Annotated in this window: 17 protein-coding genes; 5 read left to right on the plus strand and 12 right to left on the minus strand. The window is 55.3% G+C overall.

From position 1 onward, the window contains the following. The first annotated feature begins 197 nt into the window (after positions 1-197). Positions 198-1,541, plus strand: coding sequence for a site-specific integrase (locus AF71_RS28045; RefSeq protein WP_169683951.1), 1,344 nt, complete (start codon positions 198-200; stop codon positions 1,539-1,541). A gap of 83 nt (positions 1,542-1,624) precedes the next feature. On the opposite strand, the gene AF71_RS28050 is transcribed toward AF71_RS28045, so the two are convergent. After that, positions 1,625-3,574, minus strand: a complete 1,950-nt coding sequence (locus AF71_RS28050; protein ID WP_169683952.1) for a hypothetical protein — start codon at positions 3,572-3,574, stop codon at positions 1,625-1,627. A gap of 566 nt (positions 3,575-4,140) precedes the next feature. Here AF71_RS28050 and AF71_RS28055 point away from each other — a divergent pair. Next, positions 4,141-4,644 (plus strand): super-infection exclusion protein B, encoded by a 504-nt coding sequence (locus AF71_RS28055; protein ID WP_169683953.1) that lies wholly within the window; start codon positions 4,141-4,143, stop codon positions 4,642-4,644. A gap of 37 nt (positions 4,645-4,681) precedes the next feature. On the opposite strand, the gene AF71_RS32315 is transcribed toward AF71_RS28055, so the two are convergent. Genes AF71_RS32315 through AF71_RS28070 form a run of 3 tightly spaced genes read right to left on the minus strand, consistent with a single transcriptional unit; the run spans position 4,682 to position 7,327 of the window. After that, positions 4,682-5,572: a DUF4145 domain-containing protein gene (locus tag AF71_RS32315; protein WP_348644152.1), complete on the minus strand. Its 891-nt coding sequence runs from the start codon at positions 5,570-5,572 to the stop codon at positions 4,682-4,684. A gap of 57 nt (positions 5,573-5,629) precedes the next feature. Then, positions 5,630-6,697: an ImmA/IrrE family metallo-endopeptidase gene (locus AF71_RS28065; protein ID WP_169683954.1), complete on the minus strand. Its 1,068-nt coding sequence runs from the start codon at positions 6,695-6,697 to the stop codon at positions 5,630-5,632. Between the two features lie 12 nt (positions 6,698-6,709). Continuing rightward, complete coding sequence (locus AF71_RS28070) at positions 6,710-7,327, minus strand: hypothetical protein (RefSeq protein ID WP_169683955.1); 618 nt, start codon at positions 7,325-7,327, stop codon at positions 6,710-6,712. 166 nt (positions 7,328-7,493) lie between these two features. Here AF71_RS28070 and AF71_RS28075 point away from each other — a divergent pair, with 166 nt between their 5' ends. From AF71_RS28075 to AF71_RS28085, 3 genes are all read left to right on the plus strand, one after another. Further along, positions 7,494-8,024, plus strand: a complete 531-nt coding sequence (locus AF71_RS28075; RefSeq protein WP_169683956.1) for a hypothetical protein — start codon at positions 7,494-7,496, stop codon at positions 8,022-8,024. Further along, entirely contained in the window at positions 8,011-8,355 is a 345-nt protein-coding gene (locus AF71_RS28080) for a hypothetical protein (protein ID WP_169683957.1), read from the plus strand. Before AF71_RS28075 ends, AF71_RS28080 begins: the two co-directional genes overlap by 14 nt. A gap of 134 nt (positions 8,356-8,489) precedes the next feature. Continuing rightward, positions 8,490-8,783 (plus strand): hypothetical protein, encoded by a 294-nt coding sequence (locus AF71_RS28085; protein WP_169683958.1) that lies wholly within the window; start codon positions 8,490-8,492, stop codon positions 8,781-8,783. Here the strand turns inward: AF71_RS28085 and AF71_RS28090 are convergent. From AF71_RS28090 to AF71_RS28125, 8 genes are all read right to left on the minus strand, one after another. Beyond that, positions 8,766-9,110 carry a DUF982 domain-containing protein gene (locus AF71_RS28090; protein WP_169683959.1) on the minus strand — a complete coding sequence of 115 codons (345 nt, stop codon included), beginning with the start codon at positions 9,108-9,110 and terminating at the stop codon, positions 8,766-8,768. The genes AF71_RS28085 and AF71_RS28090 overlap by 18 nt on opposite strands. Before the next feature lie 169 nt (positions 9,111-9,279). Then, positions 9,280-9,792, minus strand: a complete 513-nt coding sequence (locus AF71_RS28095) for a hypothetical protein (RefSeq protein WP_169683960.1) — start codon at positions 9,790-9,792, stop codon at positions 9,280-9,282. Positions 9,793-9,874: 82 nt separating this feature from the next. Then, on the minus strand, positions 9,875-10,198 hold the full coding sequence (locus tag AF71_RS28100) for a DUF1515 family protein (protein ID WP_169684004.1): 324 nt from the start codon (positions 10,196-10,198) through the stop codon (positions 9,875-9,877). A gap of 287 nt (positions 10,199-10,485) precedes the next feature. Beyond that, positions 10,486-10,848, minus strand: a complete 363-nt coding sequence (locus AF71_RS28105; RefSeq protein WP_169683961.1) for a hypothetical protein — start codon at positions 10,846-10,848, stop codon at positions 10,486-10,488. Then, on the minus strand, positions 10,848-11,093 hold the full coding sequence (locus tag AF71_RS28110) for a hypothetical protein (protein WP_169683962.1): 246 nt from the start codon (positions 11,091-11,093) through the stop codon (positions 10,848-10,850). Before AF71_RS28110 ends, AF71_RS28105 begins: the two co-directional genes overlap by 1 nt. Then, positions 11,086-12,144, minus strand: a complete 1,059-nt coding sequence (locus AF71_RS31955) for a hypothetical protein (RefSeq protein ID WP_246733837.1) — start codon at positions 12,142-12,144, stop codon at positions 11,086-11,088. The genes AF71_RS28110 and AF71_RS31955 overlap by 8 nt, the downstream gene beginning before the upstream one ends. Before the next feature lie 133 nt (positions 12,145-12,277). Beyond that, positions 12,278-12,841: a hypothetical protein gene (locus tag AF71_RS28120; protein WP_169683963.1), complete on the minus strand. Its 564-nt coding sequence runs from the start codon at positions 12,839-12,841 to the stop codon at positions 12,278-12,280. A gap of 11 nt (positions 12,842-12,852) precedes the next feature. Then, the gene (locus AF71_RS28125; protein WP_169683964.1) at positions 12,853-13,776 is read right to left on the minus strand and encodes a glycine-rich domain-containing protein; all 924 of its coding nucleotides are present in this window, start codon (positions 13,774-13,776) and stop codon (positions 12,853-12,855) included.

Consider the following 13,776-nt stretch of genomic DNA (forward strand, 5'->3'; position numbering starts at 1 on the left):
AATCCGGCCCGGGGAGCCAGATTCAAAAGGGCTGCGTCACAAGCGCAGCCCTTCTTTTTTCCTGCGTTTACAAACACTTAGCGTCACGCCATCGAGCTGGATCAAGAGCTGCATTTGCCCGCCTCTTGCTGTTTTGGCTACATTTTGGGATACATTGCGGACTACATCGGGACTAAAGCCGAAGGAAGCCACCCCTCATGGCCAATGACGATATCTCGCGATACGTGGTCAAACACCCCACCAGCGGCATTTATCGGTACTACAGACGCGTTCCGATCGAGGTCGCGCCGCTCGATCGCCGCGTTCACGTCAAGCAATCCCTGAAGACGAAGAACCACAAGGAAGCGCTCAGCCGCGCCGAGGACGTCCACCAGGCGCTTGAGACGCTTTGGAAAGCCCTTCTGCATGGCGAGGGCAAGGAATCGTCTGTGGCGCGATACGAGGCCGCACTGAAGGCAGCCCAATCGCTCGGGTTCACCTACAAGCCGGCGGCCGACGTCGGAGAAGCTGACCTCGTCGAGTTCGAGCGTCGCATCGCGGTGGCCGAAGATGCCTTCGGCCAGTCCGAGACGATTGTGGACGCGGTCATGGGAACGGCCGACGAGCCCGCCCCTACCCTGAACGATGTCTGGACGCTCTACGAGGAGCATAACGAGGCGGGGATGACAGGTATGTCTCCCGACCAGTTGCGCAAGCACAAGAACTCACGCCTGCGTGCAATCGAATACGCCAAGAGCCAACTTGGCGAAGACATGGAGCTTGGCCGGATCGTTCGCGCTGACATTCTCCGCTACCGCAGCTGGTGGACCCAGAAGGTGAAGACAGAGAACCTGAAGGCTTATACGGCGAATCGCAGCTTCAGCGACATGCTCGGCATGCTGACGGTGATCGATGAAGCACTGCACACGAACTACAAGGAAGTCTGGACAAAAAGCCGGATTAAGGAAACCAACGCCAACAAGCTCGACAAGCGCCGGCCCTTCTCAGTCGACTGGATACAGAGCAAGATCCTTGCTCCCGATGCCCTGCAGACCATGAACCTCGACGCGCGCTGCATCGTCTACATCATGATCGAAACAGGTATGCGGCTCGGCGAGGTCTGCAACCTTCGCCCCCAGGACATCGTCCTCAATGACGAGGTGCCGCATCTGGAGGTCGCGGAGCGCACCGATCGGCGCCAGAAAACGGAGTATTCGATCCGCCGCATCCCGCTCGTTGGCGTCGCGCTATGGGCCGCGAAGCAGTATCCGGAAGGTTTCCCGCGCTACCAGGACAAAGCTGATGTCGCGTCTGCCCTGATCAACAAGATGATGAAGAAGGAGGAGCTGCGCCCTACCCGGCTTCATACGCTCTACTCCTTCCGCCACACGTTTCAAGATCGCATCGAGAACGCCGGCGTCTCCGATCGGATGCAGGCCGACCTCATGGGGCATGAGTTCGGCCGTCCGGTCTACGGCGACGGCTCGGAGATGGAGCGGCGCCGAGCGCTGCTAGAATCGATCAAGTTTGAGTGGGAAGAGCTCGAGCTGGCTCGCGATTAGCGGTGGAAAAGGCTCGCCTCCAGACGTCTATCCCGCTACCGGTGATGGCTCCAAATTGGTCAAGGCGTTCCAAACTCCGCTCGTTAGTGAGCTTGTGTGATGCGTTTTGCTTTATAATCGAGAAGTTGCGCGTTAACTTTTCTTCTGAGTTCGTTTCGCGTCCTCCATGTATCCAGCTCGGCCGCATCGGCCTCACTTGGAGTTACCGATACTAAAAGTGCGCCCCAAAAATCCATTTCCTTGACCTTGCTGACGCCCTTCGCGAAAAGATCAGCATCGCTTGTACTTGACACGTTGCCGTATGCCGTTGCCGCGTCCATCGTATCAAGCAGGGCGATAGCCTCTATTAGGCGCGCTTCCTGCGGCGTTGGATTGTCCGGCAGTTTCTCCCACGCGCTGGCTGGAGTTTTGTCGCCTGCAAGCAAGATCTGATTTATGTACGCTATTGTCGTAAGTCGATTTGAACGGTCATTTCGCGGCTGAGGGCTTTGAACCATTTGAGCGCGTTCCTTTTTACTCTTCGTGGAAACACGAGGTTTCGACGTAAATTTCGCCGATTCAGGTACGCTCAGAAGGCCGTCCACTAATTGATAGGTCTTCAAAGAGAGATCGAGAACTTGAAGACCCATCAGCACGTCGGCGCGCCAGCCCTCGGCCTTAGCCCGCTGAATCGCGTCCTGAAGCTTTGCATCCGCCTCCGCGATTGCCTCCCAGGCATCCTCGCGGTTCTGCTCCATAACGGAGATGGCTTTGACCGACGCTATCTCGCGATCAATCTGTGCAATTTTATTGAGTGAGGATTTCGGCGCATTGGTGTCTGCTAGTAGATCCGCAAGATTTGATGCCAAGCCGCTATCCCAATTCGCGGCGAGTGCACGGCTAAGCGAGACTACGGCCTCAAGCCCCCGAAGGCCTTGGATGGCCTCAGCTCGTAAATTGAACTGGTTGACCTCCTTCAACAACGTCTCATGATCAGTCCGATGCTGTTTGCTGGCGTCGTTGATATCCGGTGTACCGGGAGCGCCTGGCAAATCGCCAGCGATCACCTGGCCTCCATCTTCAGTCAATTCGATTTTGAAGAGATCTCCCGCTTCAATCGGCACCTTTTTTAACGCGCGGCTCCAACTTTGGTGCTCCACACGCCTGGTAACGTCTATATCTCCGGTGCAATCAATCCCCGGCAGGGGACCATCTAAAGGCCTATCCACCCGTAATCCTGATCGAGGTTCGCCGCAATCGACCTTACCCCTTTCACGAGTCGTGACTGTTCTTACGAAGCTCATCCAAGGGTAAGATCCGTCTTCAATTACAGAATCCTTCTTACCTGAAACTCTCTCCATGATGAGCTTCTCTTCTGCCGATTGTGTGCCCTCAAGTTGCCCTCTGATTGATACGAGGCTTCCGACGGTTGCGCCCTCAGCCAGCCGAAACCTCTGGTCATATTCGGAAACGATAACGCTTATCTCTTCGTCAGGCTCGTTGATTGACCGCGCCGCTGCTATTTCGATGAGCATTGCACTTGATATTGTCGGGACGACGAAATCACTTCGCCTGAATAGCGCATTCCGTTCGCTTCGAAGATTGAGCATAAGCGTTCGGATATCTGCTTGAAGCTGCGAAGCCCTTGCCTTCTTGCCCTCAGCCTTCGCGCGCTTCAGTGAATCAATGAGCCCGTGCATTGTGTCGAGCTGGCCGAAGACGGTCTCCGACCTGGAGATGTCTCGATCTTCGTTCATGATTTCTCTGGTCTGCTCGGGCAAATCCTGAACTAGAACGATTATAGTCTCGATCCCCTTCTCGATGCCATTCAGACGCTTGTGCACGGCACGCAACATTTCCAATGACGCGAGGGTGGCCTCAAGATTGAGATCCGGCCCCTTGTTTCCCATCGAAACGATGCCTTGGACGACGCTAATTCCCATCCCTACAGTCACAGGGTCGACGAAAGCTTGGGCTGGCGATGAGAAAAAAAATGGAGTGGTGGCGGTTATCATCGCCATAACCCATATGTGCCGTTTTAGCTGAGGAACCATTCTCCCTCCCCCTCAGAAGCCAAGTGCTCAGGAAAGCATGTTACCACTTCTCATCGAATTACCAACGTCACCTTTCTTGCTATGCGCGAAAGATCACGAAAGGCGCCACACGCTCGCATGACTTACGTTGGGGTTAGTTCCGACCAAGTTTTGGGACTTCCCGGTGCGATACCCAAAAGGAACGGTTGAGCACTTATCGCCCAGCAGCCTGCGTGATTGGACCACCGACCTGACCCTACTAATTGGAAGCACCAGTTTTCCTGAACGCTCAGCGCTGCCATCCGCGCAGTCCCGCATTGTACGCCGCTGCATGGCATGGCAGAACAATGCCATTACGCCTTCGACCCAAGATTGGAGCTGGTGAAGAGGGTTTAACTTTGAATGCGCTAATTGTTTTTCTTTAATAATTGGCCCCACTACAACGAATCTGTGGCTCAATTCGGGGCCCATTTTGGGGCTCAGCGCGCGCTATATAGTCGAACCCCAATTTCCTGCTTGGCAAGCTCGGTTGTGATCAATTGACTTTGTATGATAGCGCTTGATCAGGGACGATCACGGGGACTCATATGCCGGACTGGCTGACGAACATCTTTTCGCTAACACATCAGATCAGTTCGAGGGTAGCGCTGCCAATCCTCATAACGACGGCCTTAATCCTGTTTCTGCCGGATCCCTATGCCGGGGCGCTAGGGATAGATCAATTTCGAAATACCTATCGGATCTGGATTGGTGTTTTTCTCCTGCTATCTGCTGCCGCCCTCCTTACCAATTTCGCCTGGGCAATTTGGGATTTGGTGAAACGCCCTATCTGGGACTGGTATTTCATCCAAGCAAACAAGGGGCTGCTGCGCCAATTGACGGCAGATGAAAAGATTGTCCTACGACGGTTTATTCACGACGGAGAAGCCTCAGTCTCAGCGCAGTTGTCAAATGGCACTGTAAGCCTGCTTGAACATAAGAGGATCTTATCTCGAGCATCCTCGATATCCGCGCCGTTCGGGGCGTTCCCCTATATTATGCAGCCTTGGGCGCGGGAATATCTAACGAAGTATCAGTATCTTTTGGACTAAAACAACGCCTTCGATGCGATTAAGAAATCGAACCAGCTTATTTCTGTCCTCGATCTTGAGACGTAGCCCTGCCTTCAGCCAAGGCGGCCTCCTTCTCGGCAGCGATTTGTTTTACCTTAGCAAGTCGCTCCAACCGCTTTTCGCGTGCAACGTACCATTCCTCAAAAAGCATTTCTAAAAGGTCGATCAACGCCTGCGCCTCCCCTGGATCGACCTCAACAATTTGATTGATGTCGCGCTCCATATGGGCGCCGATGTTCCCGACGCCTCTGACTGCGTCGATGGCTTCGATCGTCTCAGGCTCAACCCCTTTCGGGGCATGGCCGTCATCCAATTGCCTTTTCAGCTCTTTGATTTCATCAACAAGCCGTGACTTGGTTATGCCACAGAAATCTCTGATCATTCCCTGTAGGCAACGCCGCGCTAGTGTCGCCGATGCCTTGGGGCTCGTATCCCGAATGAGGCACGCTTCATAGTAGTCTTCCCTGATCGGCCTTGGAATGTAGTCCGGTTGAGGCACCGACGAACTATCAGGCCGGAGATTCCAACTCTGTATAGGAGTGGCTATCTGCATTATGCCGTTCGGGTTTGATCTCAACGGCCCCATTTGCGCCTTCACGTAAATCTCGTTGCAGGCGGGATTGACGCACCGCAGCGCAGACACCTCAAGCCCAACATGGCCGTGCTTCGTCTGGCCGACCCTTAAGATGCTGACTTGGTGGTGGCTCGTGTCGTCTATCGCAACCTGGTGATGCTTGCAGAAAGGGCAGGTCCACTGAAATGGCTTCATATAGCAAATTTTTCTCTTCTGAATTTCCCGCGACAATTTCCACTTGATAATCATAGAAAGCAAGCGGCCACGGCGATAGCCTCCCGTCCCGAACGTCGACGGCTTCGGCAAAACCCAGCAAAACCGGGATAGGCGCATCTTGTTTGTTCGCGCCTGTTCCGCTTCTGTCCATTGAAACGGTCCGCAATCGGCCCGTTAAACTGCAGATAGCGCTCTTGCCTTAGGGGGTGGCGCAGATATGCCCGTTAGACCCCACACGAGGCCATCGAGTTCGTCTAGGGGGATTCCAAGTTCCCTACCGATATCATTTTTCGTAACGCGCTCGTGCCAAAGCTGAGCAAACACTTTCTTCCAGACAATTGAAGTTTCGCGTTGAATACCGTTCGGCTCTCCGTTTCGGTATCCCCTCTTCCCCAGTTCGATACATATGGATTTATATTGCCATTCGGACAGGCGCCCTAGAACATGAAGGCGATACGCCATGGCCATCGCCGAAACTCGCCATCTCGACTTCATCTTGATCACAACGCTCGTATCGATGAAACGAGGCGCTCTGGCACGAACGTCGTTCGCAGGCATCAAAAAGGCAGAGGCGAAAGCGTTTGCCTCACGCTCGGCAACCCTCGAATTTCCTTGTGGACCACCGTGCTGATGCAAGACTAGGTGACCTAGCTCATGCACAGAGTCGAACAGACTATGCTCAGCAGTCTTGAAATTGTTCAGAAAAATGTACGGGCGCTCATCTCGCCAAAACGAAAAGGCATCGACTGTCCTGGTATTTTCGGAGAGTGAGAGAACGCGAATGCCCTGTGTTTCCAACAGGCCAATCACATTTCCTATAGGCTTCTCACCTAGACCCCAATGTTCTCGCAGTGATCTAGCGGCAGCCTCAACGTCTGTCTCGTAGCTGAGGTCCAATAGGTTAGGTGCTGGAAGGGAAAAACGCTTCTCAACCCATTCGCTAAGCTGCAGTCCTAGCGACCCAGCAGAAATCGCCGCATCACGTTCCCTGGCGCTCATTTTCGTCAAGCTTCTAAAGCTGACGGCTTCGGTGTTGAGTTCTTCGGGGTCGTCTGCGTAAAAGAAACCTACCGGATAGGCGAGCGCAGCGGCGATGCGAGCGACTGTACCCTCATCGGGCTGATTGTCACCCTTCTCAAGACGCGTAATTGTCATCGCTGACAGCTTGGTTAGGTCGGCTAAGCCCTTTGCCGTGAGCCGCCGACGCATTCTGGCGAGACATAGCCTTTTACTGTTGAACATTCCCGTTCCCGACTAGCTTCGAGCGATCACGAACGGATCGAAATCGTCTGCCCGCTCTCCATCATCCAGAGCAAGTTTGTCAAGTTCCATGTCAGAGCCATCGGAGAGATAGATGCGCTCCACGTAAGCACTGAAGGTCCGGCCCTCCACGACGGGACGCGTCAACTCCGCAGCGCCGCGCTCGTCGACCATCAGATAGTACGTAGCAAGGCCATCCGCTTCGAGCTTGGCAAACTCGGGCAAATCAACGCCGAAAAGGTTGCCCATGCATGCCCGTTCTGCGCCAGCGCCTTTTGGCGAGCGCGGCTTGGGTTTTTTTTCATCGTGAGCGGCGATGTCCACGTTGGAAAAAACCAACCGAAGGCCACGCTTCGTGTTGCGAATGGCTTCGATACCCTCGCTGCGATCGACTTCCCACTCCTCGCCCACAAAGCGGTCCCGCAGGCCCCACGATCCCTCTTGATAAGCGAATGTGCCAGCAGCATTCGCTGGATGAAAATCTGTAGCGTTGGACGCCGCGCTCCGCGCCACATCGCGCACCTCAAGAAGGAGATGCCGGTCGAGGCCAAGCTCAACAAGGCGCGCATCTACACTCCACTCGTCACGTACAATGCTGGTTTCAACAATCATGCTTTTTCCGCCATGTTGATTTTCTTTCCCTACTAGTAGGTTACAAAAATCAACATGGCAAGGGGCTGATGGAAAATCGCCGACCTCTTTGTGGGGATAACATTGCGCTTGGAGCGGGCATAGCAGTCTGATATGCATCCTAAACGCACTCAGCAAGTCTAACTTAATGAACATTTCCGTTTGCAAACAATACGATATTGCATGTCTCGCGCTCGCAGACGAGACGTTGGGCGTCCTCGGATGGGTTGGCTTCGTCCTAGGGGTTTTGGGCCTCGGCGTTACAATTTGGCAGCTGCTCAAGTTAAAGAGCGCCTCGGAGCATGTGAAGCACGCCGTAGATAGGCTGTCTGCGCACGTCGATAGCGTCAACCTCGCTTATCTAAGCGCTCAGATGAATACCATTACACATCTCGTTCAGCGGGGAGACTATGGACTTGCACAGGTCGTATTCATTCCGATTAAGCGGACACTCAGACTGCACGCGAATTCTAGGGATTTGGACGCCGACAGTCTTGATTCGCTTAAACGAACGCTAGGAAAAATCGATAAGCAGATCGAGTGGGGCAGGATCAGCCACCCGAAATTCAGCCAAACAGCGGCAAATAGACTTATAGACGACCTCCTTTCCGAAGTGACCCTTTGGGAAAGCGCGGTTTCCGGTAAAAGTCGGAAGGAGATTCAAATTGAAAACGCTTGAAGACCTCATCCCAAAGCTGTCCGACAAGACGCGCGACGGCTCGATCAGGTGGATGCCCGGACCCAATACACAATACAAAACCGAATTCGGGAAATTCCGGGTGCATGTATGGAAGTGGCAGGAACCCGAGGACGAAACAGAAGGCATTTCTATAGGGCTTAGGACCGGCGACGACAACAATCCATTCCTCGATGTGATTGCCTTTGATACCTACTCTTCTCGTTACTCGCGCCTTGATGATCTCTATTCAATGGCTCGGAGAAGTGCACTGCAGATTGACCTCATCATCGAAGATGCTGATGCTGAACTGGACAAGATGTTTCCGTCTTAGGGCACTTTAGATGGCGCCCCATGCCGGAGTGCGACAAGTAAGCGAAATCATGACGTTGCAGAATTGTGAGGCATCATAGATGCCCTTTTGATAGTTATCCGTTTCTTTCGTGATGTCTCACAGATTTACGGACCATGAGCACTTACGATCCGAAATATAAATGGCGCCGAACGAAGATCGACGACAACGACGTGCCGACCGATAACGACTGGTCCGGGGTTGACGGGGAGATTGACGTTGGGCGAATTCAGAAGCAGCCGCACGGCCCGATGAAAGGCAAGTGGCTCTGGTCGGCTCATGGGCCGAGAGTGGCTAAGAGGCTGCTACCGCATCAGGGCTATGAAGCCCAAGGCCGGGAGGCGATGCGGAAGGTCGAGGACTATTATGATCGGCTGCTGGCAGCCAATGGCTTACGGCCGTGTGTCTAGCGACCGCTGCCCGCGATTGGCCTTGGGACGCCTCTCGCCCCGTAACTGTATGTATTCTTCCTTGACCATCAGCATCTCAGCGGCCAACGCTGCGGCTACGAAAGCCGCCCGTGCTTGCTCTGGATCTCTGTGCCCTTCCATCGCCTCAAGGCACATGGTCTGCGCAACCACCCATTCCTTGCCACGATGATCTTCCGGCCACCGGTAAAGCAGGCTGTAGGCCAGATCGCTTAGCGTGCAGTGCCGGCGCATGTTGATGCCCTGGCGCTTCTCGACGCACACCAACACGTCGCGGATTGAGATATGTTCACCTACGTATTCAGTCATCCCGTCACCTCTGGCCGAATCAGTTGAGCATTAAATCCGGACAGTCAAGACTCGTTTTTAAGATTGTTCTAATTTGTCTATTAGATGACAAGACAACGCTTTGGTTGGCGTTTGCGGAAGGGCTCGCCAAGACATGGCACCCCGATCGCCGAAACGATTGGTGCGACTATCAGGAAGAGGTACCCTGCTTTTCGATACAGGAAACAATCGCAGAGCCAGACGTAGTTGAACCCTTGGCGGTCAGAAGGTGCGGTTTATCGGCAATGCCGTCATCAATCGCGATCTGTTTCTTCGCTGAAGCGAACGCCTCGACAAACAGCTTGGCCTGATCACCTTCCAATTCGACTTCGGATGCAGCGAGATTATTACCGACTGAACCCGTTTCGCCTTCAGCGGTGAAGAGCAGCTTTCCGTCGAATGCAAATTTCATCGTCGGCTTGAAATCAGCGAGACGCTGATCGTAATCGAATCCCGGGATTGCACGAACCCTCAGACCCTTCTTGGCGCTGTCGCAAAGCACGAGAACGCCGGAGCGAAAGGTTGTCATGAAGTTCACCGAAACACTCTCGCCGCCCGAGAAGGGATCGGATTCCTTTTCGACAGACCAGCTTTGAAGGCCAGCCTGACTTTGGAAAGTTGTCGCGAAAATGATTGCTGCTGCCAGCGGAAGAGTACGAAACATCAAAACCCCCTATCGATGTATCCGCATAGTGCGCTAGTGGTTCTAATAAAATCAACTACCAATAGCAGTAAATTCTCGATACTCACCGGCCCAAAGCAGCCATCAAGACGCGACGGATTACATCTGCGAACGTCACGCCGAGCGCTACACCGGCTATACCGATAACGCCGAGCGCCCCAAGACCCATCAGCTTCCAGCGCTGAACTTCCTCGACGGTTGGTTTCATTTCCTTCACGTCGTCTTGAACTGATGCCGTAGAGAGTTCCATCTTACTTACGCGGTCGACAATCTCATCCATGCGCCGATGCGTCGAGGCGCGGCTGACGTCCGCCTTCTCTTCCGATCGCCGGATACCCTCCAGGATCATGTCGACCTTTGCGGTTAGCATGCCGATCTCGCGATGCATCGTACCTTCGTCCGTTGGCGTCAATTCCCCTGCCCCTTCAAATGCAAATGCTATGGGTTCAGCGAGTGCCGAACTTCGTCTGGATGTCTTCGTATAAGGCCGCGCAGCGCCCTGTCCGAGCGTTCTGCCGATCGAGCGCGCCTCGTTCCCGAACAAGCACCGACCGCAATTCAGAGCCAACCTCAATCGAAGCATGAGGCTCCTGCTTCCGGCAGTCATCAGGCCATTCAGGTAAGGCAATGCCGGCCTGGATCTGGCCCTGAGCCGTCACTGCCTTGTTCAGGCGCTCAGTGGTGCAGGATGAAATCCCGATCGGCAGCATCAGCAAGGCAAGCACGGTTCTTCTCGGATAGCTGAAGCTCATAGGCTTTGATCTCGTTCTCGAGGGTATCTTTGGCAGCTTGCTCGGAAGCCTCGGCAGCAGCCAGCCGTTTGCGGTGATCATCCAGCGCCTGGGAGGCAGCGTTGCGCTGTCGTTCCATCTCGGCGGCTTTTGCATCCGCCGCTGTCTTCTCGGACAGCAGGACATATCCAGAGAGGATCGCCTTATCGTGCGAGAAGAGCCACAAGCGGAAGCCGAGGAAAGCTGCCGCGACGATCAGAGCAACCCCGGCGATCTTCCCCAATGGGCTGGCGAGAAACGCAAGCATCAACCCGCCCCCTCATCTTTCTTGGTCGCCTTGGGACCGGCGATTGTCGTCTGCTTGCTGATCCAGTCGAGACCGAACGCACCGGCGAAGATGATGCCGATCGGATAGATGAAACTCTCAAGGATCTGAACCTTGATCGGCTCGCTGCTGACGATGATGACATAGGTCGACATGCCGAGCAGCCACAGCATGAGAATTGAGGACGCCTCACGCTTGAGGGTGCTGCGCCTGATGTAGCTAATCATGGAGCGCTGCCTCGAACTTCTTTGCATATGCGGCGATCTCCTGCGCCCGATCCAGGCCATTGATGATGCGGCGAGCGTTCACGTAGTCCGTGCCAGCGTCATTCAAATAGTCGGCCAGCTTCTTGGTAGTGAACGATCCGTCGCGCATCCCGCGAACCATGATGATGGCTGCTGTCGGGAGGGTTGCGGCACGATCAGGATCACTAACCACGCCGAACTTGGCGTAGTTCGCGCGGCCGGTTATCTGGCAAAGCCCTCGACCCCGGAACGTCCAACCATCGGTGCTTGCGTTATTGCCGAGATGCATGCGACCCCAGTCACTGCCGTAGATGCGATTGGCGATCTCGAGCTGATTCGCCGGATGCTGTGACGTTCGTCCAAAGCGGTCGGCGTCCGCGGCCGATATGCGGCCCGAGAACTTGCTCTTCAGCACCGCGGCAGAATAGTTGAGGCTTTCGACGCCAGGCACAAACGAACCGCCGGTCTCGATCATTGGGGTGGCGAGGATATAGGCAACGTGGCGCTGATCGGGCACCTGCAACTCGGCGCAGGCATCCAGCAGCGCTTCCATCCCCTGAACTTGAAATGACGTAAGCGAGCCGCCAAAGATCGACGTTCGCACAGCACCGAAGAAATGCTTGCGGTCCATAGGACGCTCCAGATTGTATTGGGTGTTAGAGAGGCTTGGCCTTGAGCAGATAGCGACCCGCAATGGCTTCGTGCTCCACCCGAACCAACGGCCCTTGTGCCGATAGCCAAAGATGCGGCGACCGCTCTTCAGTTCGATCACGGTCCAGTAGGACACAGGCGGGTAAGGCTCGCCGCTCTTGAAGATCAGCTTTGAGCCGTCCGAAAGATAACCGAGCACGAACCCATTGAACCGGCCACCGGGATTGCGGCAGATCCAGCAGACCCGTTGCCACCAAAGCTTGAAGCCCTTGGCGCTCGGATCGTAGCCGTCGATCGACTGCTCTATCCCGCCATCGAGGCTGGCGTCGTGGGTGTAGAGATAGGCGAGCAAGCCGCCGACCTCCTTCTTACCGGTTGCCATGGAGATGCCTGATATCACCGGGACAGAGCCCACGCGGTCAGCGTCACCAGCCAAGAGATAGGCATAAGGAAGGGATAGGCCGCGACCGAGAACGGCGCGAGCCGGAAGATTTTCCAGAACATGGCTTGAACTCTCAGTTGGTTATCGGCCAGCCGCTATCAAGGTCGACGGCGGCGAGCGCTTCTTCAGTCGCAGCCGCCATGACCGCGTCTTTCAAAGTGCGTCCGTTTTGGCGAATCCGTGCATAATAGTCACCGACGCCAGCCGCCAATGCGAGCCCATCTGATGGTGTGGGAAGCGGTATGCGAGTATTCTCGATGCTTATCCAGCCTTGCACATAGCTGTCGGGCCACGGCACTGCGCCGCCAGCGGCCGCCAGGGCTGTCGTTGCCATGGCGCCCATGTCGGCTCGGCTGCTGTCGTCGAGAGCAACGTGCAAGCTATTGGAAACCGGTGCGCCCTGGTTCAAAAAGGCGGAGACCCTGGCGTTCGTCAGCGATTCTTTCGACGCCTTTAGATCGTCAAGCGTGGGAGGCTCCGAAGTCGGAACAACAAATGCGCCGTTCTCGAAAGCCCATCCGATCTGCGCTTCGTCGTCCTGATGCCAGGTATCGCGGTCGGGCCAATCGTCCGGCATCTCCTCATCGAACACCGCCCGGTTCGTCACGACCCCATTTTCAACTTTGCAATAGAACATGGCGCGACCTCTTACGCGTAGCAATATTCGGTAATGATGACGATACCCGCGAATCCGGCTCCGCCAGCATTTGCTCCGGCGCTGTTGTAACTGGACGCTCCACTACCCCCTGAACCAGGCGTCCGACCTGCGGAACCAGGTGTGCCCGGTGGGCCGCTTGGGGTCTGCGTTCCGAATACCGGAGAGGCACCGCCAAAACCGCCAGCGTTGAAGAATGCGGAGACAGACCCGTTTCGACCATTTGAAGCGTTACCGCCTTGCAAAGTAATATCACCAACTGCGCCTGTTGTGCTCGCTCCGGGGCCGGAACCGCCAGCACCGCCATCCGCTGCGCCGAAACCACCCCCACCGCCGTTTGCGACACACAAGGTGCCCACACTTGAGGCTCCACCATTGTTGCCATTGTTATTTCCTGCCGCGCCATTGGCACCCGCCGCACCCACGGTAACGGCTTGTGAGGCGCCAATGGTCGCTTTTGTCACAGTCTTACGAGAGTAAGCACCGCCACCTCCACCGCCCGAGGCATTCCACGCACCGGTTTGAGTGTTATTAGCTGCACCGCCAGCGCCCCCGCCAGCACCGATACACTCGATTACTGCGTAAAGAAGCTTAGAATCCGGGGTGTACGTGCCGGACGCGTTAAAGACCTGGGTCTTGACGACGCCAACCCTCGCAAGCCCAAGCGCGGAAAGCGCAGCTTGAGTTTCGTTGTCGAGCTCTTGAAGTGCCGCTTGCACATTCGCCGCTGCTATAGTGCCGGCCGGCGCGAAGGTGACGTCCGCCGCCCCGAACTTCGAAATGAAATCGGCTTTGATAATGAGACCGATAATTTGCGCCACCGACAGCTTGACAGTGGTGTTGTCCTTCATCGCCGCCAGTTCGTGCGTACGCGACGGGGAAATGGTCGGATTCAGGTCCGAGATTATTTTTCCCAT

The sequence above is a fragment of the Rhizobium sp. 57MFTsu3.2 genome, assembly GCF_012932765.1.
Lineage (GTDB): Bacteria > Pseudomonadota > Alphaproteobacteria > Rhizobiales > Rhizobiaceae > Rhizobium > Rhizobium altiplani.